Raw genomic sequence first — 21,406 nt, 5'->3', positions numbered from 1 at the left:
CACCGACAGGACTTCCACCCGCTTGCCTATCAGGTTTATAGGCTGCACCCTAACGGCTGAGCGTTTACGAACTTGCGAAGCAAGTTAGGCGAAGTGAAACGAAGCCGTAAATGCTTTGTTAGACGACGTCGGTAGGCCAACATCTATTCAAAGGGAAGAGATACCGTTGTCGATTCATATATCTTGGCGACTGGCGTTTTTCTGAATAGGACACCGTAGCAACAATGCAGATACCAAATCTGTTTCCACAGATCGTCATCCTGTTTCAATTTCTTTACCTTAACCCCAAGCCGTGCAGCTTCATCTGCATCGATTACCACACCGTGACTCAGCCACTTCTTGACATTGCAGAGTTCAGCCGCTAACCTTTCCGCAGCAACAGGGTCATCTTTTAGCATGTACTTCTTCAGCCATTTTTCGGCAAATTTCTGAGATCGTTCCATAAGGTTCCTACACATTCTTATAAAACCCAAGTTCAACCCTTCAAGCAAAGGAAAATACGCAGGGGATAAGTTCCCAGTTCTGTCTACCTCTTCTTTGATACGATCGAGTTCATCAATGAAGGATTGGGCAGAGGTCTGAAAGACAGCACCGCCGGGGCCCGGGCCCGTAAGTTGCGCATCTATAGGCCCAAGCTCTGAAGCAAGTCCCATGATGACTTCATCCGAAGCGAGTGCAATCAAAGTTGCCGCGCTTTTCGCGTATTCAGGCACAATCACACGGAATTCCCCAGCTATTTCTCGACACATGTAAACAATCTTCTCCGCCGCATCTATGTCTCCACCAGGACTTTGCAGAAGGAGATCAACATTCTGTTTAGGTGATAGACGGACAAGAAGATCTCCAAACGGCTGGATATCCTCCTCTCCTAAACTTGAGCGGTTTGACCAAAGGTTGGCTTCGTAGACTATGAGTTGCCGTTCCGTAAGTTCTTCAATAGAGGAAATCGCTTCTTGTCGAGCATAGCGGTCGCTTTGGAGGGCTCTATATAGAGGAGTCCGTGGAAAATCTGTTTCTTTGTTTGACATTAGGATTCCCCCCCTCTGCTTGGTTGATGGAAAATCTCGACATAGGGACGGCAAACCAACTTCGGACGAACCTGGTGACCTGTTTTCGCCTGTTGATACTCATCAAATTGCCTCCGAAAGTCTGTGAAAGTCACGACCTTCCGGCGGCTTTGCTTACCCTCAAGTTCAGCGGATTTCCTAAGTACGTCCTCATCTGTACACTTTTCCATGCTTTCTCACCTCCATTATTGAAGTATTTAAGGTTTCCATCATTCCTTCTATATTGCGTTGCGCTTCCCATCTCTCAATGAAAAACTTCAAGTTTGTGTATTGCCAATTTCATCTAATTATATCCGAACCGAGTTCGGATATCCTGCCAATTTGGGGGTATAGACGAACTATGTTCGGATATACCTCCCTCTGGCCGACCTACAATTAAGCCTTGCCGCCTTCTTCCCTTTTAATATTTAACCCGTCCAGTGGACTCTTAATTCTGCTTATTGCTGTAGTGCTTACATGCATGTAAATTTCAGTGGTTTTACCGCTCTTATGCCCCAAAATCTCCTAAATGTACCTTGAATCAGTCCCGCCCCCAAGAAGATGGGTAGCAAAACTATGCCTCAGGCTGTGAACCGCCACTGGTTTTAGTATCTTTGCTGTCTCACAGGCGTTAGAGAATATTTTTTCAACGGTCCGTGTTGTTATGTATCTTTCCTTGTCCTGACCGGAAGATAACCACTTCTTGGGTCTATATTCTTTCCAATATTCTCTCAGAACTTCTAATGCGGTGTCAGAAAGCATTGTGTATCTGTCTTTTCTCCCCTTCGCCCCTTTTATGTGGATCGGCATCCTTTTGTTATCAATGTCTTCCAGTTTCAATCTTACCCCTTCGCCAACCCTTAATCCAGCGGGATACACAAGCATCAGGATTGCTTTGTGTTTGATATTGTCAACCGATGATAAGATTTTTGCAACTTTTTCCTTGCTCAGGACTACGGGCAATTTCTTGTCTTTGCGGGGGCGTTTGATTTCGTACAGGAATTTCTTCTTAAGCATTGTACCGTAATAGAACTTCACAGCATTAATGGCTTGTGGTTCATGATACCATGTCAACTTTTTGATTGCAAACATTTTTACCCTTGCCCAGGTGTTCCCTCGTCCATCAGCCGTTACCTCCTCTTTCACCTTTGGAGGAAGAGATGGGCGTACACTTTAGCATTTCCCATCATGTTGGCAAGGAGACAGTTTTCATTCGGCTGATGGGCGGTCTGCGTAATGCGGGACCATACCGCCGCATGGTATCCTTCTCTGCGGAAAGAGGCGGCAACCGTCCCCCCACCAATACCGACAGGTAAAGCAGCGACATGATAGACCTCCCTGATCGCCTCCTGAAGGGCCATCACGACAGGGGCATCATGGGGAGTCGGGGGAGGGGCCTGCATCTGCTGAAGAGGTGTAATCTCGATAGAGACACCGAACTTTTTCTCGATTTCGCCGGCCATACCTCTAATTTCAGACAATACATCGGACAGGGAATAAACGGGAAGTATCCGGCTGTCCATATAAAAGATATCTTTTCCCGGTATCGTATTCACATTGGGAACATTGGCCTCCTTTTTTGTCGGCTGGAAGGTACTCGTCGGAGGCTGGTAGAGAGGATCTGAGGCGGCAAAGATACGGTGGAGGTCATTCAATCTCACTACAAGGTGAGATGCAGACAGGAAGGCATTTTCCCCCAAAGCGGGTCTGCTGCTGTGACACTGCTTTCCGGTGGTCTTAAAAAGTATCCAGAGAATGCTTTTTTCCGCCACTTCGATCGCCGTTCCTTCCTCGTTTCCAGCATCGGGGACCACGATGATATCCGTTTTCCGAAAGGGGCTCTTTTCGTCTCTCAGAAGATAGGACAGACCCCGCTGACTGGCCGTTTCCTCATCGGCCACAAAGGCCAGTCCGATGGAGTTTTCCGGCACTATCCCTTCTTCCAGAAATGCCTTCGCGGCAAATATAGAGGCTACCATATCCTGTTGATTGTCTGCGGTGCCCCTTCCATAGATCCTGCCATCCTTTAGATAGGCCTTATAGGGATCTTCCTCCCAGGAGCTTATCTCTCCTGGGGGAACGACATCGAGATGTGTCAGTATCCAGACGGTTCTGTTCCTGTTTCTGCCGAGTATGGTGGTGATAAGGTTGGGACGGATTCCCGAGGAAACCCTCTCGTCGGGGGCGTTGATTTCGATGATGTCCACAAATCCCAGGCGACGTAAGCGGGAATGAAGATACTTAGCCTTTTCATGTTCACCGTCGCCACCGTTCTCGGGGGACAGGGCAGGGATGGCCGTGAGAGCGATCTGCATCTGAATCATGGCTTCTTCATAGTTACCGATCCGCCTGGCTATCCTTGCAAAAATGGTCTTGTCTATCATAACTCTCCTTCGATCTTGTTAACCTTACCGAACAGGGAAAGGGGTTGATCAAATGCATTTTCATTGCCTACCACAAGGGTAACAGTTCCTTCCTGAGAGAGGTACTTTAGGGCAACTCTCTTTATGTCGTCTTCGTTAACTTTTTCTATTTTATTACGGTATGTTACGAGATAATCTTCATGTAATTTATTATACTCTGTCATCAATTGCTGATAGGCGATCTGATCCGCCGAGAGGAAGGAAAAGATAAAGCTGTTATTGATGGATTTTTTAGCCAAGGCCAGTTCGCTTCCGCTGACCCCGCCTTTTTTTACATCTTCAATAATGGAACGGATCAGAGACAGTACCTTCACCGTTGATGTGGCCTTGGTCATCGCGTATGCACCGAAGACACCATGGTTGCTTTTTCCCCTGTAGAAACTTCCGACGCTGTAAGCAAGGCCGAGGTTGTTTCTTATCTCCCCAAAGATACGGGAACGGAAACCGCCGCTACCCAAGATAAAGTCAAGAACCGTGAAGGGGTAAAAATCAGGCGTGCCTTCTCCGGGAGCGAGGTGACCGGTGATGATAATAGATTGGGGTAGATCCTTTGCCAGATAAAAGATACCACATCCACGGTTCACGACGGGGGGAGGTATTTCATCATGTTTTTCCGAAACATGCCATGTGCCAAGATATTGATTAACCTTGGCGATGGCCTCTTCTCTCGAGATATCCCCGGAAACAGCTATCATTACATTTGCCGGGTGAAAGAATCTCTTGTGAAATTGAATAAGATCGTCCCTGGCAATGTTTTTTACAGATGATACCGAGGCGAGTCTTCCCCTTGGATTGCCACGGTAGAGGATTCTGGAGAACTCTCTGAAAGTCAGTTTCTGGGGATCATCGGATATTCTTCTCAGTTCCTCCGTTTTCAGATTTTTCGCCAGCAGGAATCTGTTTTCTTCAAAGGTGGGATGCATCAAGATCCCGGAAAAGATTTTAAGCCCGGCATCTATGTCTTTCCTGAGCACAGAAAGGGTGGCCGATCCGGATTCCATACCCATGGAAACTTTGACTGAGGCGGCGATCAAGTCCAGCTCCTCATCAACAGCGCTGCCCATCATGGTATCTATCCCACCCGTTCTCATGACCGTCCCGGTCAATTCGGCAAGACCCTCTTTGCCTTCCGGATCATACATGGCGCCTGTTCTGATAACGGCGAATATATTCAGGATGGGAAGTTTATGGTCGGGAAAGATATAGAGGATAATCCCATTGTCAAAAGTCACCCTTTGTGCCTGGGGCAGCTTGAAATGAAGGGGTGGATACCGAAGCCGGTCCGGATTGGTGAGGGGAAAGGGGGTCTGGCCAGAGGCATGAGCGGCACAGATAAGAATTAATACAGTAAAGATAAGGAATAGGCGGGGCCTCAGAAGGAACTCTACCTTAGAAAAACCGGTTTTGCTGGCCTTTTGGTTACTGCGCTGCATGTTGTAAATTATCCTCTTCGCCATCTATGTTGTTATTGAGTTCTTTTCTCGAGGGTAGCCACTGTTCTGTTTTCCGGGTTCAGGTATTTCTTTGCTACTCTCATGATATCTTCCGGCGTGATCTTTTCAATGACATTTATATGTTCCGTCATGTAGCGGAAGTCACCCACTATGCTCTCATAATATGAAAGGGCGCTGGCAAGTTCGGAATTGGCATTGAGACCCCTGATAAGATCAGCCTTTAGACGATTTTTTATCTTTTTCATCTCCCTTTCAGATACAGGTTCCTTTTTGAGTCTTTCAATTTCCGCATAGATGGATTTTTCCAGCTCGGCATTTGTATGGGGGTGACGGGGTGCGGCAAAGATCGTAAAGAGATTTGGGTATCTTGCCCCTGGCATGCCATTTGCCGTCTGGGCAGACTCCGCAATGCCCTCCTCTTCCACAAGCCTCTTATAGAGTCTTGACGTCCTGCCCCTCGAAAGAAGATAATCAATGACATCAAAGACATAGTCATCAAAAGAGGGTAGGGTGGGCTTATGATACCCGACAATCAATCTCGGGTTTGCCTCGAACAGCAATTCAACCCTTCGCTCTCCTGTTTGGGGAGGTTCTTCCGTGACAGGTGAAGTGTGTGTCTTTTGGGATGGAATATGCTCAAAGTATTTCCTGATGATTTTGAGGGTGGCCGCCGGGACGATGTCTCCTACTACGGCGATAACTGTATTGTTGGGAGCATGGTATCTTCTGAAAAATTCTTCCGTATAGTCATAGCTCAGAAAGCGCATGTCCGATGGCCAGCCCAGGATCGGGCGACCGTAGGGGTGGGCATGAAAAGCAGTGGCGAAGAATTGTTCCAAGAGTTTCCCATCAGGGTCGGATTCTACCCTTTGTCGCCTTTCTTCCATAATCACGTCCCGTTCCGTATAGAATTCCCTGAAGACCGGATTGGTCATACGGTCAGCCTCGATCCTTGCCCAGAGTTCAATCTTATTGGCGGGAAGAGAGACCTGGTAGGTAGTCAGGTCCTGACCTGTGGAGGCATTGATATCCACTCCCCCATTCTCTGTATACAGCCGGTCAATCTCGTTCGCCAGGATCAACGGCTTGTGTTTCTTTCGGAGCACCTCCAGTTGGTGTGTCAATACGGTGATCCTTTTTGTGTCAGCGTTTTCACCTTTCATCTTTTCCCGATCAAGGGCATTTCCAATCCTGGCGATCTTATCGAGGATATTTTTCTCTCTCCTGTAATCGGGGGTCCCGATGGTCTTCGTCCCCTTAAACATCAGGTGTTCCAGGAAATGGGCGGTACCGGTCCTGCCGCTGATCTCATCAACAGCGCCCACTCGGTGCCGAATATAAAGGGATACCGTGGGACTCAAATGCCTCTCCATTAAAAGGACCTTCAATCCATTTTTCAAGGTATATCTTTGCACCCGCTTTTCCAGGTCATACGAAAATGTCCCCAACGGCAGGCAAAGGCACAGTAGCACAATGATAGTGACGAGGAAGATATGTTTACCGCATGAATGGCCAAAGACGCCTATCGCCATTTTATCGCCGGTATGTCTGCATTCGTTTGTCATCTATGTCTTAACTTTCCAGGTCTCAAAAAGGATTAACATAAGTGGAATCTTTAAAATCAGGAAGTTCTTGTCAGCAGCTTCAATTCTCTATACATCTCAAGAGTCAGTTGTTCCCCCTGACAGGGGAGGAGGGAATTGTTGTGATAGAGTGGTTCTCCGGTAATATCATAAGATGATGCCTGCACTGAGGCATCCCACAGTGCGGTTCCCGGAATAGGGGAATACTCCGCAATAATCGGCCTCGCTCCACATGACAGCACATAATGGATACTATTACGGACCTCGGAGGCCGTCTGGCCCGGCAACCCGCAGAGAAGATAGATCCCGATTTCTCTTGTTTGATAGCCCGCCTTTTCAAGATGGTTAACGGCTTTTCGGAGTTCTTCATTGCTAACCTTACCCCCTGTTTCGGCCTGTCTTTTTGCGTTTGCCGTTTCAAATCCGAAACGGATAGTCCTGAACCCGGCGCGAAACATCAGAGAGCTGAGCTCCTCCGTTACCTCCCGTAAATGAAGACCATTGGGGCAATGAAACTGACATGGTAACTGTCGTCTTATGATCTCTCTCAACATGGGAATTGCCATTTCCTCGGGATTGACGAGTAAGGCGTCATCATAAAAAGAAAAATGTCTGACTCCGAAACGCTTATTCCAGAAGGTGATTTCATCTACAACTTTAAAGGGTTCTCTTCTCCTGAAGTTGTCATTCAGCAGATGAGAGGCACAGTAGGCACATCGGTAGAGACATCCTCTCGATGTCAGGATAGGAAACTGGTCTTTACAGGAAATTAGCTCGAGGGCAGGATAGGGATATGAATCGAGATCATTGAAATCCGGCATAAACGATGGATCTTCTCCAAAAATATCTTTCAATAATTTCGGTATATGCCTTTCCCCTTCACCTGAGATTGTAAAATCTGCCCCTGAACGTGATGCGTGTTCCGGGCAAAGGGTTACATAGTTTCCTCCCAGGATGATCGGTACACCGGGAATAACGTCCCGCACCATTCGGATCACTTCAAAGACCCCTGGATACCAGTAAGTCATCATGGAGGTGATGATAATCATATCCGGTTGCTTACAGCGGATAAGCGCTTCTTTGAAGATACGAGGAGTAATACCATAACGGTTATATCTTCGGGAAATGTTTTTCAGGGGCTCTGGTTTGTTAATGCTTTCCTTGGGGTATTTACCATGGCCTGATGATTTTCTCCGGGGTAACGTAATGTGGGTCTCGTTTCTTATCTCCGGCTGCAGGGAGTCCAGACAGTCAATAAGACTAACCTGATAGTCGTTTTTTTGAAGAAAACCAGCGAGATAAAGTAGACCGAGCGGTTTTATCCAGAAGTCATAAGCGGCAAAATCGTATATCCAGGGGTTAATTAAAAGGATATTTTTTCTCATATCTCATGCCGGTGCTGTACGTAGTTTCTCGGTTTCTATCTGGTAAAGCAAAAATAGCAGTCCAATTCCATAACCATGATCAGTTAGTTAAAAATACAAGAAATATTATACCATCTATATTTAACTATTACAATTGCCTCCTCGTAATCTTGCCCACTGTCACCTGACAATTCCGAGAGATATAAAAGAAGGGTAGGGGGGAGGTAAAAACATAATGTATTTTTAGTAAACAACTATTATGAAGTTATACTGTCAAAATAGTTGTTTATTAAACACAAATTTCATAAAATATTAGCAAAAGACTTTTATTTATACAGTACAATTCTCTATTTATACAGTAAAAATCTCTTGACAAATACGTTTTGTACTGTATAACTCAGATGAATAAGTACGATAAATTAAAATGAGATAAAGAAAATGTACAGTATAATCAGACAATACAGGGGGGTGATCCGGGCATGTCTTCTCTAAATAGTAGTTTACTAATAAGCAGCAAAGAAATCATTGAAAAAACGGGGATATCCAGGGCAACACTCAATAACTACATTAAGGTTGGTATATTACCGAGGCCCCTGGTAAAAAAGCCGGAAGATGTAAAGACACGGGCTAAGAAAATTGGCTACTTTCCACAAACGGTTATTGAGCGTATTGAGATAGTTAAGGAAATGAAAAGAAAGGGGTATTCCATGGAAGACATTGTCAACAGATTACATGACTTCTCAACCATTGATCCTGCCATGGAAGAAAGAAGAGAGCTGAAAGAAAAAGACCTATTGGAAACCACAAGTCAGGAATCGGGTAAAGGTGGTCCGGAGAGAATAAATTCAACAGAAGAAGGGTTATTAAAGTTAACGATTAACGACCTTCAGTGTCCAGCCTATTTATTAAATCAAAAATTTGAAATCGAATGGATAAACGAAGAAGCGGAAAAACAAATTTTCCACCGACAGATACGATCAATCAGAGAGGCGGAGTCGAGAAATGTTTTTAAATTACTTCTGGATATTGATGCTCGCACCGGTGATCAAAGCAAGAATGAGTTAATTGGTTTCCATATGACTTTTATGAAGTCAAGATATCTTAAGGCATCACTTGCACAACTTTATATAGGCATTTCTGAAAGGGAACTACATACCCTCGAAAAAATATATGACCATGCCGTCTCTGTGCCGGAATCCATCAATGAAGCTTATCTGAATCTTGTCGGCTTTGATGGTACTGTGACATCATTTCATCTGTATTGGGTTATTTTCAGGGAAGGGCTCTTGTTTATCTACGTTCCCGTAGACAGTTTACTGCAAGGTGTAGTTGAGCTATTATCAAACCGGACGAAAGTGATCAATGAATTACTGAAGCAACGTATTCCCTCGCTTGTTTCCTTTTGTGTGCTTGTTGCAGATTTACAAGATTCGGTCAGGATTTGCGCCGACTTGCCTCCTGAAGAATACTTTGAATTAATCAATCAGACATGGAAATGCATGGAGGGTTCTTTCAAAAAATACTATGGGATTTATGGAAAGCACACCGGTGACGGCATGGTTTACTATTTCCTGAAAGACACAGATTCAAACTATCTCATGAACTCCATCTACTGTGCCCTGGAACTGAGAGAAAAAGTGAAAAAATTAGGGATGGAGTGGAAGATGCGTAAAGGATGGTTTCATGACCTCTACATGAATATTGGTATCAACGAGGGCCAGGAGTATTTCGGCACGATCGTTCCTTCACCCGGCATCGAATTTACTGCCCTCGGTGACTCCGTTAATTATACAGGCAGACTGTCCGATTTTGCCCGTTACGGATCCATCTGGACAACGAAAAACCTGATAAACAAATTAAGCATAGAAGAACGTAATAAGATTCGTTTTGGGATCAGGCGGAAAGACCATGATCGTGAAATAGTAGTTGAAAACATGTTCTCTCGGGTTATGGATTTGTTTCAGGATGACAATTCAAGGTACAGCAAATTCATGGATATTGCCACTCTCCCGGTCACAGAGATCCTGGACAGATGTAAGTAAGGTACTCCTGCGGATAAACTTGACTACAAAGATCTAATGCAATATCCTTGACAAACAAAAAGTAGTGGATATTTTTCTAAAAAATAGAGGAGTAGAAAAAGCGCTCAGCAAACAATAAATACTATCAGGGTAGAAAACTATGGCAGAAGATTATTATAAGACATTAGGTGTTGATAAAAAAGCGAAAACTGAGGAGATCAAGAAGGCTTACAGAAAGCTTGCCTTGAAATACCACCCTGATAAAAATCCTGGCAACAAGGAAGCGGAAGAAAAGTTTAAAAAAATCAGTGAGGCTTATGCTGTACTAAGTAATTCTGAGAAACGGCAACAATACGATAGTTTTGGATCTGATACATTTAGCCAGCGGTTTACCCGGGAGGATATATTTAGAGGTTTCGACATCAACGAAATATTAAAGGATTTAGGTTTCGACATCGGCACAGGGGGGAGGCGGACCCGTACGACCCAGGCAAGGAGGGACCCTTTCAGTGATATTTTTGGCGCCCAACATTATTTCAGACAAGCGCCTCAGAGAGGACAAGATATTCACTATAATCTATCAATCACATTAGAGGAGTCTGTGTTCGGTGTAGAAAAGAAACTGGCACTGCAGAAGGAAGAAAGGATCGAAGAAATCAGTGTTAAAATACCACAGGGGATCAGTGCAGGAAAGAAATTAAGACTGCTGGGAAAAGGGGCTCCCGGTGTCAATGGCGGAATGCCTGGTGATTTATATTTAAATATTAATATACTTCCCCATCCCATTTTTGCCAGGGATAATAACGATATCTACGTCGAAAAAACGATTAATTTTTCTCAGGCCGTCCTTGGTGTTACCATTGATGTACCTACTATTGACGGTTCCACGAAAAAGATTAAAATCCCTCCGGGTACCCAAAATAATACCAAGATAAGGATGAAGGGATACGGAATTCCAGGATTAAAAGGTACAGTTAGGGGAGACCAGTATGTTAAGATTACCGTTAATGTTCCTCGGAAGCTGACCGACAAACAGACTCAATTAATAAAAAAATTAACCGAGGAAGGATTATAATAAAATTTCCCTTGTTGCGTCTTATAAGATATCTTATGTAAACTTTATTGTAACCAACCTTAAAACAGATAAAATCTATTTTATACACTCCAGCAATACGGTCAGACCTCTCGACAGCATCCCATCGGCAAAAGCTATCCTTTGTAGGCCTTAAGAGGTAAATACGAGATTACGGTACATAGGACGCTCAGGGTTCCCATGATATAAAATACCGCATTGATATCTAAGAAATCCATTACCGTTCCCGATATCATAGGAGAGACTATCAAACCTACACTCATGGCCATAGTAAAAAGTCCCATCATAGAACCTATACCTTCTTTTTTACCAATTCTTGTGGCGATAGCACTCGCCGCCGGCATGGACATAGCGCTGCCTATTCCCATCGTAATTCCCAGAGAGAGAAGGGCAAAGTAATTTGGGGACAGGGGCATAGAGAACAAACTGAAAGAGCCAATCAAACTCCCCATAACGATTAAAAACAATTTGCTACGTCTATCTGCTATACGTCCAAAAGGTCTCTGAAGAATCCCCGCTAAAATTGTATTGGTGGACAGAAGTATTCCTGTATGAAAGGCGGAAGTACCCATCTTTGCCGCCAGTAATGGTAGGAAAGAAAGAGTACTGCCCCCTATCAAGGCATTTACAGTCCGATAAATCATTATTCCCTGTACCGGCTTGTAGCTCAAAAGCCTTCTGTACGATATTACTTTATTAGTACCATCATACGATACCACTTTTTTTTGTTCAGGTAAGAAAAAGATAACCAGAATCAAGGAAATAGCGCTTAAAGCAGTCATAGTATAGAAGACATATACAATGCCTAAAGCATCTTTAAGCATTCCTCCAAGAAATGGACCGCATCCCAACCCCACAAAAGCCGAAAAATTAAATTCCCCCATATATGAACCTTCTCTACCTCGGGGTGACATCTCACCAACATATGCCATTGCTATAGGAAAAATCATGGCAGAAGCAATGCCTTGCAACAGTCTGATTAGGACCAATTCATAAACGCAAGATGCCCAAACATAGCTTAAGGCCAATAAAACGTAAAGTGATATGCCCACAGTAATGAATGGCTTCTTTCTCCCATATTTGTCTGATGATTTGCCTATTACTGGTAAGACAATTAATCGTGTAAATGAGTGACCCGCAAAGATAATACCTACCCATAGACCTGTGGCGCCAAAATCCGTTGCATAAACGGGTAAAAGTGGAATAATAAACCCTAAACCCAGCATGTCTAAAAATACGACAGCTAAGAGGACTCCAAAAGTCAATCTTCTGTTTTGATCATCCAAGTTAAATCTCCTAAGGTCCCAAGTTAGAGGATGATTACCCCCCTACCCTATTCTACATGCTATTATGTTTCTTGCGGATATCCGTCCGGAGAACTTACACAAAATCTTATGTAAGACCTACGAAAGACAGCCAGAAAAGTTTGAGACCCTTTTAGGTATCCAGGGTGTAGGTCCCAAGACCATCAGGACCCTCGCTTTGATTTCGGATTTAGTTTATGGTTCAGAAGTCTCCTGGAAAGATCCGGTGAAGTACAGCTTTGCCCATGGAGGGAAGGATGGAACCCCTTATCCGGTAGACAGAGACGGCTATGAAAGGTCGCTTGAGATTTTAAAAAAGGCAATTAACTCAGCGAAAATCGGGGACAGGAGGAAATTAGAGGCTATCAGAAGACTGCCTAAATACGGTGAACGGTAAACGATTTAAAAATCAGTTTAAGGCATCGTAGGTGTTACCCCATTTGCTCAAATGACCAAACGCCTTTTTCACCTCCCCGCCCCATTGTGGAAAGCCATTTTTCATATCTCTTTTTCGTTTCTTCTCTAACTTCTTCAGCTTCTTTGCCTTCCATTCCATGGGCTTTAATCCAGTTTTCAATGAGCAGCCCCCCAGGCATCCACATCTCGATGGTTTCTCTCTCATATACCCATGATTTTAAGGTCACTCCAACACGAGAGAGAATTTCCCAAATCTCGTCCCTTTCCCGGTCATCACAAAAAACCAGCATGGCACACTCTTCCAGGCCAAAAATCTTCTGGGGAGAACGATCATACTTGATGCTTTGAATAGCCCTCTTCTCAACATAAGGATCAAGTTTGGCTGCCAGTTCGTCAAGCGTTTCTCTCTCACCTAAAACAATCCACTTTCCCCAGTGCTCCAGATATTCCTCTTGCGTCAACATATTACCCTTATAGGCTATGGGAAAATACCAATCTGGAGGGATTACATAAATCCAGTTATAATAAGGCTTATCAACAATCATCCGCTCAGCCTCCTTCGATAAGCTGATGATCAGATTTGATCAGGCCTTGGCTTAACCAAAATTCCCCTCCCCTTTCTCTCCAATCCTCAACCTTAACTTAATCACTTGCCCACATCCACCTTAAGACCCCGGGACTCAACCAGCCTTCTCAATTCTTCAACCCGTTCATCACTATAAAGGGGCATATCCTGATAAGGAGATGCCTTCCCGGTGGCATGATACTTTAAATTCGCCGGTTTGTAAGACATTGCTTTTTGACGGGGGGAAGTATAAGCAGAACGGACTTGTGTGTCAAGGAAATATTGACCACAAAATGTGAGGTGCGGCGCCGATGATCGTGGAAGGGGTGTATCCTGGCGCCCGTCCTATTGGGAGAGCGATCCGCTTTTCGGCCATTTCACCCGTCACGAAGGCATTTTCGGGCGTAATCCAGGCAGACCTGTCCTGTGCGCTCATTATACATGAGGCGTTATGAATGGATGTAGGCATCCCAGGAGTAGTCGGGGTCGGCGTAGAAGGACTCATTGGGCGCTGGAGAGTGAGAGGAATCAGCCGTTGTTAGGTATGTGAGGGGTGGTGCATGTGCCTGCGGAGGCGGTCTTGCCCTTACCAGCCAGAGTCCCAGGTGCTTAAGGATGGCCCTGATCACCGCCCTGTCCTCGATGAAGCTGATGATCCGCATGGTTCCCTGACATTTCGGGCAGACCAGGGGATCTACTTCATATATCTTCTGAATCAGCCTTGCCCAGTTTTTCCTGAAAGCCTTTTCGTTTCCCTGAGGTTCGAGGATGCAGGGGATGGTGTCATCATGGCCTTTCTTTTGCCGTTTTCCACAGGAGACATTACTGTAATAGCCATAGTACCGCACCATCTGCTCTCCCCTGTTCGGTATGTGAGAACACATGGCGGCCAGCCATTCCAGGGCAGGAAAGACCTTGGTTGTCTTTAGTTTACATATTCCTCCCGGATTAACCTGAAGATACTCTCTCTCCCCTAAGATCGGTGGACTGGCCGCCAGCAGCTCTATCGAGCGCGGCAGAAATGAAGTCTGGTTTGCCAGGTTCACCTGGCAAAGCGCCTCCCCTTGCTGCATATTGAGGGCAAGCTATCTCACTGACTGGCGATATCCAATTCAGGACACAGTGCAACGTATCCTTCACCTTCGCGTTCAATAATTGCGGTAAGTTTATGTGTCATAGAAGTCTGCTAATTCATCATCCGATTCGATGCCCTAATGGTTGAGCTAACCTGCCGGGGTGGAACGCCAGCGGAACCCGGGTCAGGTTGAGCGATTTGTTGGGCAAGAGGGCTATTCCGACTACTTATGGCTTTACTGTTGTAAACAAGTTTCCATTTTCCCGCTTGATGATTCCTTTCTTAAGGAAAGTATTCATAATTTCATTATATTTCGATTCGTATTCGCTGTTGAAATAAAGATCAACTGTCTCTTTAAACCAATAAGTATCCATCAGGTATAGGAAAAAAGAATTTTCTTTAAGAGTCTTCTTCATCAGAAGTGTATAAACTATAATCTTTTTTATCAGATCGTCACCGATTGAGTCTCGGTGAAGGAAATATCTTTGAATTATTGCCTTGCCTTTTGATATGGCCTTTTTCATGTCAGTAAATGGTTTCCCGTGGCCAGGGTAAATTATTCTCACATCAAGAGTTTCAAGTTTCAGTAAGGATTCCTGCATGTGAAACAAGGCCGTGCTCCCTTCAACACGAATTGTCATCACTGCTATATCATTTTCCCAGAGCGTATCAGAAGATATAAGCATTTTCTCTTGGCTGTTGTAGAGTACAATGCCATCAGAAGCATGTCCTGGGGTATAAATGACCTGAAATTTATGAGGCCCCACAGCTATAATTTCTCCGTCTTCCAAAGTTTGTGTACAATTAAAAAAATCAGCTTCTTGGCTATAATATTTCCACCATGTAGACCAATCATCCCGAGTATCTATGAAACATTTCCCAACCTTGTGCAAAGCAATGTCACACCCTGATTTTTCCTGAATGATTTTATTGCCACCTATGTGATCACAATGGGAGTGTGTGCTAATAATTAAGTTAACATCTGAAAGGTTTATTTCCAATGCTGTTATCAGTCTATCTGTTTCGTTGAAGTCAGAAACATAGCCTGTATCAATGAGGACCGGGGCTTTTGATCGATAAACAAAGTGATTCCCGTTTAGATATCCTCTTTCGATGAAAAACAAATCCTTCAAGATTTCATTTTTAAACATCTGCACGTCTCCCGCTGCTTCTCCCATTTGTCAAGAAAAAAAATTTAACCGGTACGTTCAAATCACACCACGTTCTGAGATACCTGATGAATCCGTTTTTGTTTGCCCCTTCGAGGAAGCTGGGCAGAAACCTCTGATTCAGCAGATGGTTATAGGTTTGAACCGGATCTATCTTTGAACAGGACTTCAATACCGCAGTTGGTCCCTTGGTATCCCGACCGACCATTGGTGAGAGTGACGCATCAGCCAATGGATCGCCATCCTTTCTGCTGTCGGGAGTCGCCGGGCAGTCAAGCCCAGCACTATACGCAAACGACACAGCACTCCCATCGAAATGATACCGGGCTCCAAATTTGTCCGCTATTTTCTCTATTATTTCCTCTATCTTAAGATGGACATCGTTTGCAATCCTGTCTACATAATCGTCATCATTCCCAAATTTGGGGGCCATGGTCAACATCATCCGGCGCAGATCCTCCCTTCCCTCCCAATTCTTGTCAAGGACCTCGATCAACTCCTCCATGGATATCTTCTTCTCATCGAAGACAAACTTCTTAATAGCAGCTAAAGAATCGGCGGTATTGGTCTGACCGGCCCCTACTATGAAATTTGAGATTCCGTCATCAGGATCCTTAAACTGTTCAATGTCCTGACCACGCTCAAGACAACCATGTATCAAGCTGGATGTAAACGGCCGCGGCAGGTATTTTTCAAATATCGTCCTTGTCACCTCCTCTATCTGCCAGTTTTTTCGCAGGAAAAATCGAACCTGATCGAGAAACGCCTGCATAACATCTTTAATAGAAGTAAAAGTGGCAGGGTCTGGGGTGGGTGCCCCGTATTGTTCTCCGGTTTTGGGGTGTACACCTCGGTGCAATGCCCACCACAGGCATTTGAGAACAGAAAAGTAGCCTGGAAGGACTCGAATTGAGTTCTTACCCGGAATCTGCATATAGACACACCCAGAGATGCTGTAATTCCTGGCCTCCTGTACAGTAGGAACCCACCGATGAACGAGTGGAACAAGAACCTCATCGTTGAAAAGCGACGGATACCCAATACCGGTGCGGATCACATCGGTTGCCTTTAGCAAAAGCTCTGTCGGAGTTTCCTTGTGTACTCTCAGAGCGAGACTTGGCTGGAGGGTTTGCATCTTTTCCGCCGTTTCAAGAACAAGGTAGGTCACTTCATTGGTAATGTCGTTTCCATCCTCGTCGACACCACCTATGGTCATACTGTCAATGACCCCGCTCCCGGCGTAAATCCCGGACATCGTTGAGACACGGATCTTAGCGAGCCCCTCAAACTTCGCCCACAGGCGCATCAAAAGGTCAAGGACGTCATCTCTTGTCATCCTTCCCTCCTCAATGTCCTTTTTGTAGAATGGGCCTGTGAGCAGGTCAAATCGTATCCCGATCCCCGAATTAACAAACTCAATGCACCTGGTGATAAGGTGAATAAACCAGAAGGACTGGACGGCCTCCTGAAAAGTTTTTGCTGGGTTTCCGGGAACGTTCTTACAGGTTACAGCGATCTCTTCAAGCTGCTTCTTTCTCTCCGGGTTCTTTTCCTTTACGGCAAGGTTCCTTGCCATCTCGGCATATTTGTGACTCCATGACACCGTTGCTTTTAAAACGATAATGACTGCCTCCAGAAAGTTTTTCTGATCAACGTAGTCAACCGGGATAGTCTTCCTGACTTCCTCCAGCCTTGCTTCTGCCTCCGCCCGTATACCGTTTAGGCCGAGCCGGAACAATTTCTCATAATCAGGGATCCCTATGCCATACCAGAGTGACCACATGAAAGTCCCCTCGTATTTCCAGTATTTTTCCATATCCTCACAGCCTTCAAAAGCCTTTTTCTGCACATCACGAATCGTTTTCCCGTCCCAATACTGAGATATCTCTAGCAACTCTGACCTGGCCTCATCATCCAAAAGACTTCGAGCATCCCCAGTGGTCAACATCCTTTCATATGCTTTCCAGTTCATCTCAATAGCGAACATCAGTGCACTAGGACTTTCCGCATAATTCCCCACAATACGTTCATGATCTTCAATATAGATGGTCATGTTCGACAAAATATGCTCAAGGGCCTTGGCTCGGCGTATTACCATCGGCTCCCATTCTGTCATTTTGTACGACTCGGTGAGAAAGCGCGACCGTTCGATACCAAGCGTGACCCCCGGTCTGTACATCCCCTTGCTGCCTTCCCCTTCGACATCTGTTAACCCTCTCCGAACATTGCGAACCCCTTTTGTAACAATCTTGCTCCTAATCTCTTCAGCAGTAATCATTGGGTACCTCCTTTGGCCAGGCTCTGTACTGGCCCTTTCAAGTACGCCAAAATGCGCACTCTTTGTGAACTAAATGTCTGCCTACCACACCACCTCACGCCATGAAACGCTTTGCCTGTTATGCGAGTGCATGCAACTAAAAGTCGACAAAAACGATTACATTACTCGTATATCAAGGATCTCAAATTAATCGCAAACAAAAATTTTTAATAAAAGATACAAAATTTATCTCCTGATAATTATTTCCTTTGTCTTAATATTTCCTTGATTTTCTCAAAGGAGAGAAGACATGTCCGCACCTGCCGCCGTTTACTGTCCACGGAACCCGCAGTCTTCCGATTATCAAGCTTTTCTCTCTCACCTAAAATAACCCATTTCCCCCAATGTTCCAGATATTCCTCTTGCGTCAACATATTACCCTGATAGGCTATGGGAAAATACCAATCTGGAGGGATTACATAAATCCAGTTATAATAAGGCTTATCAACAATCATCCTCATGGCTCCCTTCTATAAGCTGATGATCAGATGTACCAGTCATTTTCCCACATCTGCCTTAAGGCCACGGGACTCAATCAGTCTTCTAAATTCTTCAACCCGTTCATCACTGTAGAGGGGCATACCTTGATAAGGAGAGACCTTCCCGGTAGCATGGTATTTTAATTCGCCAAATTTATGAAGAGGCAACAGTGAAATCTTCTCTACCGCCGGCCCCAGATCGAGGACAAACTTGCAAAGTCTTTCCATCTCTTCTTCAGAGTCGTTAAAATCAGGGATTAGTGGGCGCCAGATCCATACCTTTGTTTTAGTTTCAACTGCTATCTTCTGTAAATTATCCAGGATCTGCTGGTTGGGAACACCAGTAGCCTGCTGGTGCTTTCTTGAATCCATATGTTTTATATCATAAAGTAAAAGATCGGTATATTCCGCTATTTTTTCCATTATATCCCCATGTGCATAGCCAGAGGTATCCACAGCAGTATGCAACCCTTTTCGTTTGGCTTCCTGAAGTAAGGCCAGGGCAAACTGCCATTGAAGCAAGGGCTCGCCGCCGGACAGCGTTATACCGCCTTTTGTACGCCGGTAGAGGGATTCATCCTTCATCACCTCTTTCATAACCTCTTCTACGGTCATCTCCATTCCTACTATCTTTATCCTCCTGGAAAGACAGACCTCCGCACATTTCAGGCAGTAATCGCACTTCCGCCAATCCATCCCCCAGCGATCATCTGCCAGGGATATTGCCCTCTCTTGACATACCTCCACACATTTGCCATCTTTAATGCACTTCTCGCCTCCAAGAATGATCTCTCGCTCTAATCTAATGGATTCCGGATTGGCACACCAGGGGCATTTTAAAGGGCATCCCTTTAGAAATACCGTGCTTCTTATGCCAGGCCCATCGCCTATAGAAAAACGCTGGACATTAAAGACAATACCCCTACTACCATCTTCAATAAGATTATCTTCCATGTTAAACCTCAACCAGTATCTTCCACCCAACATGAGGGGTCTTCACCCATCACATCCCCCATCAAATAAGCCCTTCTTCTACATCCTCCACAGATGTATTTATATTTACAACTGCCACACTTTCCCTTCAGATTATCCCTATTTCTGAAGAGATCGAGGACTTCAGAATTTCTCCAGATATCACTCATGCGCTCTTTTCTTAAATCACCTATTACCAAGCCCGGATATCTGGCCCTATCCCCGGGAAAGATTATATCCCCTCCTATTACCTTTCCCCCTGCTGTTATTGAATAAGCATAGATGCCACTTATGCATCCAAGGTTAAAATCATGATAGCCCCAAGATCTGCATTGGTCGGCACAAATTTCTTTAGTTTCTTCATCCTCAGAAACTACATAGATATCCTCAAAGTTTACCTTCCTCCATCCCAGTGCCTTCCGTGTCTTTAAGAGATAACGCTGCATTTCCCTCCTCTGCTCACGAGTTAAAATCAGATCAAACATCCCCGTTGGCCTGCCAATAGGGCTAAATTCATTGGCAATAATACCTACTCCCAGTTCCAGGGCCAGGTTTACTATGTCTTTCAACTCGTGATAGTTCACCCTGGAGATTGTCGCTGCCATCTCTACAAAAGGTATCCCCACCATTTTACAATTCTTTAATGCCTCTATTACCTTTTTAAAAGAACCTTTCCCCCTGTTGTCATCATGAGTCCCTTCCAACCCATCTATACTAACCTTTACTTCCAAAACTCCGGCATCCCTTAATTTCCAAGCATACTCTTTATCAATAAAGTGACCATGGGTGTTTACCGCCATTCTTAATCGTCGAGCGGCTCCATACCTTGCAATCTGGAGCAAGTCTTTTCTTGAAGTTGGCTCCCCACCTGCCAGTAACACCGCCATGGTACCTGCTTCTGCTATATTATCCAAAACATCGTAAACTTCCTCGGTAGTCAGTTCATTGTCTAACGGCTTTTTAGAATCAGATCCACAGTATTTGCAATTTAAATTACAGGCTTCAGTAATGCTAAAATAACAGAAGAGGGGCTTTGCCTCTTTAACCGCCTGATTAAATTTTTCCCTGGTAATACTTAAAAGGTCATCCTGATGCATCTTAGCCTTTCCCCATTTACTCAAATGACCAGGTACCCTTTTACTTTCCTTCCCCGTCCCCTAATCCCAAATCCCAGATCATTTGCCCACTTCTACCCTAAGGCCATGGGAGGCAACCAGTCTTCTGAATTCTTCAACCCGCTCATCACTAAGAAGAGGAATATCCCGATAAGGATAGACCTTTCCGGTGGCAGTATATTTTAATTCGCCAAATTTATGAAAGGGCAACAAAGATATCTTCTCCACCGCTGGCCCAAGTGTAAGGACAAACCTGCAAAGTTCCTCCAGTTCTTCTTCAGAATCATTAAAATCTGGGATCAGAGGTCGCCTGAGCCATACCTTCAAACCTGGTTTTTCTATTACTGTCTTTTGCAAATTTTCCAGAATCCTCTCATTAGGCATGCCAGTAACTTCTCTATGTTTTGCTGAATCCATATGTTTAAGATCATAAAGTACTAAACTGGTGTAGTTTAATACCTCATCCAGTACCTCCCAGTTGGCATAACCTGTAGTATCCAGGGCAGTGCGTAACCCTTTCTGCCTGGCTTTCTGCAATAAGGACAGGGTAAATCGCCACTGAGCTAAAGGCTCACCCCCTGAGATGGTCATACCTCCTCCTGATCTGCGGTAGAAGCTGGAATCCTTCATGACTTCTTCTATTACTTCATCTACGCTTTTACACTCTCCGCTAACCTCTATTGATTTTGAAGGGCAAACTTCGGCACATTTTAAACAATAATTACACTTCTCCCACTCAATAACCCTCCCCTCTTCCCTTATGAAAATTGCCCCTTGCGAACAGATATCAACACATTTGCCACACCTGATACACTTGATATCCCTCGTAATAATCTCTGGTAAAAGCCTTATGGACTCAGGGTTCTGACACCAGGGGCAGTGAAGAGGGCATCCTTTCAAAAAGACTGTGCTTCTTATTCCAGGACCGTCATGAATAGAGAAACGTTGGATGTTAAAGACAATACCCCGCTCATCGTTTGAGGAGGCGCATTCTTCACCTGCTTCCATT

At 44.7% G+C, this 21,406-nt stretch carries 19 protein-coding genes; 3 read left to right on the top strand and 16 right to left on the bottom strand.

The features are described from left to right. Positions 1–143: 143 nt before the first annotated feature. The 6 genes from QMD03_01880 to QMD03_01855 form a co-directional block, all read right to left on the bottom strand. Positions 144–1,028, bottom strand: coding sequence for an ATP-dependent Clp protease proteolytic subunit (locus QMD03_01880; protein ID MDI6775982.1), 885 nt, complete (start codon positions 1,026–1,028; stop codon positions 144–146). Positions 1,029–1,571: 543 nt separating this feature from the next. Beyond that, positions 1,572–2,138, bottom strand: a complete 567-nt coding sequence (locus QMD03_01875; protein MDI6775981.1) for a tyrosine-type recombinase/integrase — start codon at positions 2,136–2,138, stop codon at positions 1,572–1,574. 50 nt (positions 2,139–2,188) lie between these two features. After that, on the bottom strand, positions 2,189–3,430 hold the full coding sequence (locus tag QMD03_01870; GenBank protein ID MDI6775980.1) for a M20 family metallo-hydrolase: 1,242 nt from the start codon (positions 3,428–3,430) through the stop codon (positions 2,189–2,191). After that, complete coding sequence (locus QMD03_01865) at positions 3,427–4,902, bottom strand: pitrilysin family protein (GenBank protein MDI6775979.1); 1,476 nt, start codon at positions 4,900–4,902, stop codon at positions 3,427–3,429. Before QMD03_01865 ends, QMD03_01870 begins: the two co-directional genes overlap by 4 nt. 32 nt (positions 4,903–4,934) lie before the next feature. Then, entirely contained in the window at positions 4,935–6,488 is a 1,554-nt protein-coding gene (locus QMD03_01860) for a pitrilysin family protein (protein ID MDI6775978.1), read from the bottom strand. Between the two features lie 56 nt (positions 6,489–6,544). Further along, complete coding sequence (locus tag QMD03_01855) at positions 6,545–7,891, bottom strand: radical SAM protein (protein ID MDI6775977.1); 1,347 nt, start codon at positions 7,889–7,891, stop codon at positions 6,545–6,547. Positions 7,892–8,349: 458 nt separating this feature from the next. Between QMD03_01855 and QMD03_01850 the strand changes: the two genes are divergently transcribed. Continuing rightward, positions 8,350–9,912 (top strand): adenylate/guanylate cyclase domain-containing protein, encoded by a 1,563-nt coding sequence (locus QMD03_01850; protein ID MDI6775976.1) that lies wholly within the window; start codon positions 8,350–8,352, stop codon positions 9,910–9,912. Positions 9,913–10,051: 139 nt separating this feature from the next. Continuing rightward, a complete protein-coding gene (locus QMD03_01845; protein MDI6775975.1) occupies positions 10,052–10,966 on the top strand; it encodes a DnaJ C-terminal domain-containing protein in 915 nt (304 codons plus the stop codon). A 134-nt stretch (positions 10,967–11,100) separates the two neighbouring features. Here QMD03_01845 and QMD03_01840 read toward each other — a convergent pair whose 3' ends face one another. Continuing rightward, positions 11,101–12,270: an MFS transporter gene (locus QMD03_01840; GenBank protein ID MDI6775974.1), complete on the bottom strand. Its 1,170-nt coding sequence runs from the start codon at positions 12,268–12,270 to the stop codon at positions 11,101–11,103. Between the two features lie 64 nt (positions 12,271–12,334). Between QMD03_01840 and QMD03_01835 the strand changes: the two genes are divergently transcribed. Next, positions 12,335–12,685, top strand: a complete 351-nt coding sequence (locus tag QMD03_01835; protein ID MDI6775973.1) for a DUF763 domain-containing protein — start codon at positions 12,335–12,337, stop codon at positions 12,683–12,685. A gap of 34 nt (positions 12,686–12,719) precedes the next feature. On the opposite strand, the gene QMD03_01830 is transcribed toward QMD03_01835, so the two are convergent. From QMD03_01830 to QMD03_01790, 9 genes are all read right to left on the bottom strand, one after another. Continuing rightward, positions 12,720–13,250: a hypothetical protein gene (locus tag QMD03_01830; GenBank protein ID MDI6775972.1), complete on the bottom strand. Its 531-nt coding sequence runs from the start codon at positions 13,248–13,250 to the stop codon at positions 12,720–12,722. Between the two features lie 101 nt (positions 13,251–13,351). After that, positions 13,352–13,498 carry a hypothetical protein gene (locus QMD03_01825; protein MDI6775971.1) on the bottom strand — a complete coding sequence of 49 codons (147 nt, stop codon included), beginning with the start codon at positions 13,496–13,498 and terminating at the stop codon, positions 13,352–13,354. A 221-nt stretch (positions 13,499–13,719) separates the two neighbouring features. Further along, the gene (locus QMD03_01820; protein ID MDI6775970.1) at positions 13,720–14,316 is read right to left on the bottom strand and encodes a hypothetical protein; all 597 of its coding nucleotides are present in this window, start codon (positions 14,314–14,316) and stop codon (positions 13,720–13,722) included. Positions 14,317–14,572: 256 nt separating this feature from the next. Then, positions 14,573–15,496: an MBL fold metallo-hydrolase gene (locus QMD03_01815; protein ID MDI6775969.1), complete on the bottom strand. Its 924-nt coding sequence runs from the start codon at positions 15,494–15,496 to the stop codon at positions 14,573–14,575. After that, positions 15,489–17,792, bottom strand: coding sequence for a pyruvate formate lyase family protein (locus QMD03_01810; GenBank protein ID MDI6775968.1), 2,304 nt, complete (start codon positions 17,790–17,792; stop codon positions 15,489–15,491). Before QMD03_01810 ends, QMD03_01815 begins: the two co-directional genes overlap by 8 nt. 239 nt (positions 17,793–18,031) lie before the next feature. Continuing rightward, on the bottom strand, positions 18,032–18,292 hold the full coding sequence (locus QMD03_01805) for a hypothetical protein (protein MDI6775967.1): 261 nt from the start codon (positions 18,290–18,292) through the stop codon (positions 18,032–18,034). Positions 18,293–18,328: 36 nt separating this feature from the next. Next, a complete protein-coding gene (locus tag QMD03_01800) occupies positions 18,329–19,264 on the bottom strand; it encodes a glycyl-radical enzyme activating protein (protein MDI6775966.1) in 936 nt (311 codons plus the stop codon). 8 nt (positions 19,265–19,272) lie between these two features. Beyond that, positions 19,273–20,379: a radical SAM protein gene (locus QMD03_01795; protein ID MDI6775965.1), complete on the bottom strand. Its 1,107-nt coding sequence runs from the start codon at positions 20,377–20,379 to the stop codon at positions 19,273–19,275. A 78-nt stretch (positions 20,380–20,457) separates the two neighbouring features. After that, a complete protein-coding gene (locus tag QMD03_01790; GenBank protein MDI6775964.1) occupies positions 20,458–21,405 on the bottom strand; it encodes a glycyl-radical enzyme activating protein in 948 nt (315 codons plus the stop codon). Position 21,406 lies beyond the last annotated feature (1 nt).

Source organism: Syntrophales bacterium (assembly GCA_030018935.1).
Lineage (GTDB): Bacteria > Desulfobacterota > Syntrophia > Syntrophales > CG2-30-49-12 > CG2-30-49-12.
The sequence above is the reverse complement of the archived record's forward strand: the minus strand, read 5'-3'. Positions and strand labels throughout refer to the sequence as shown.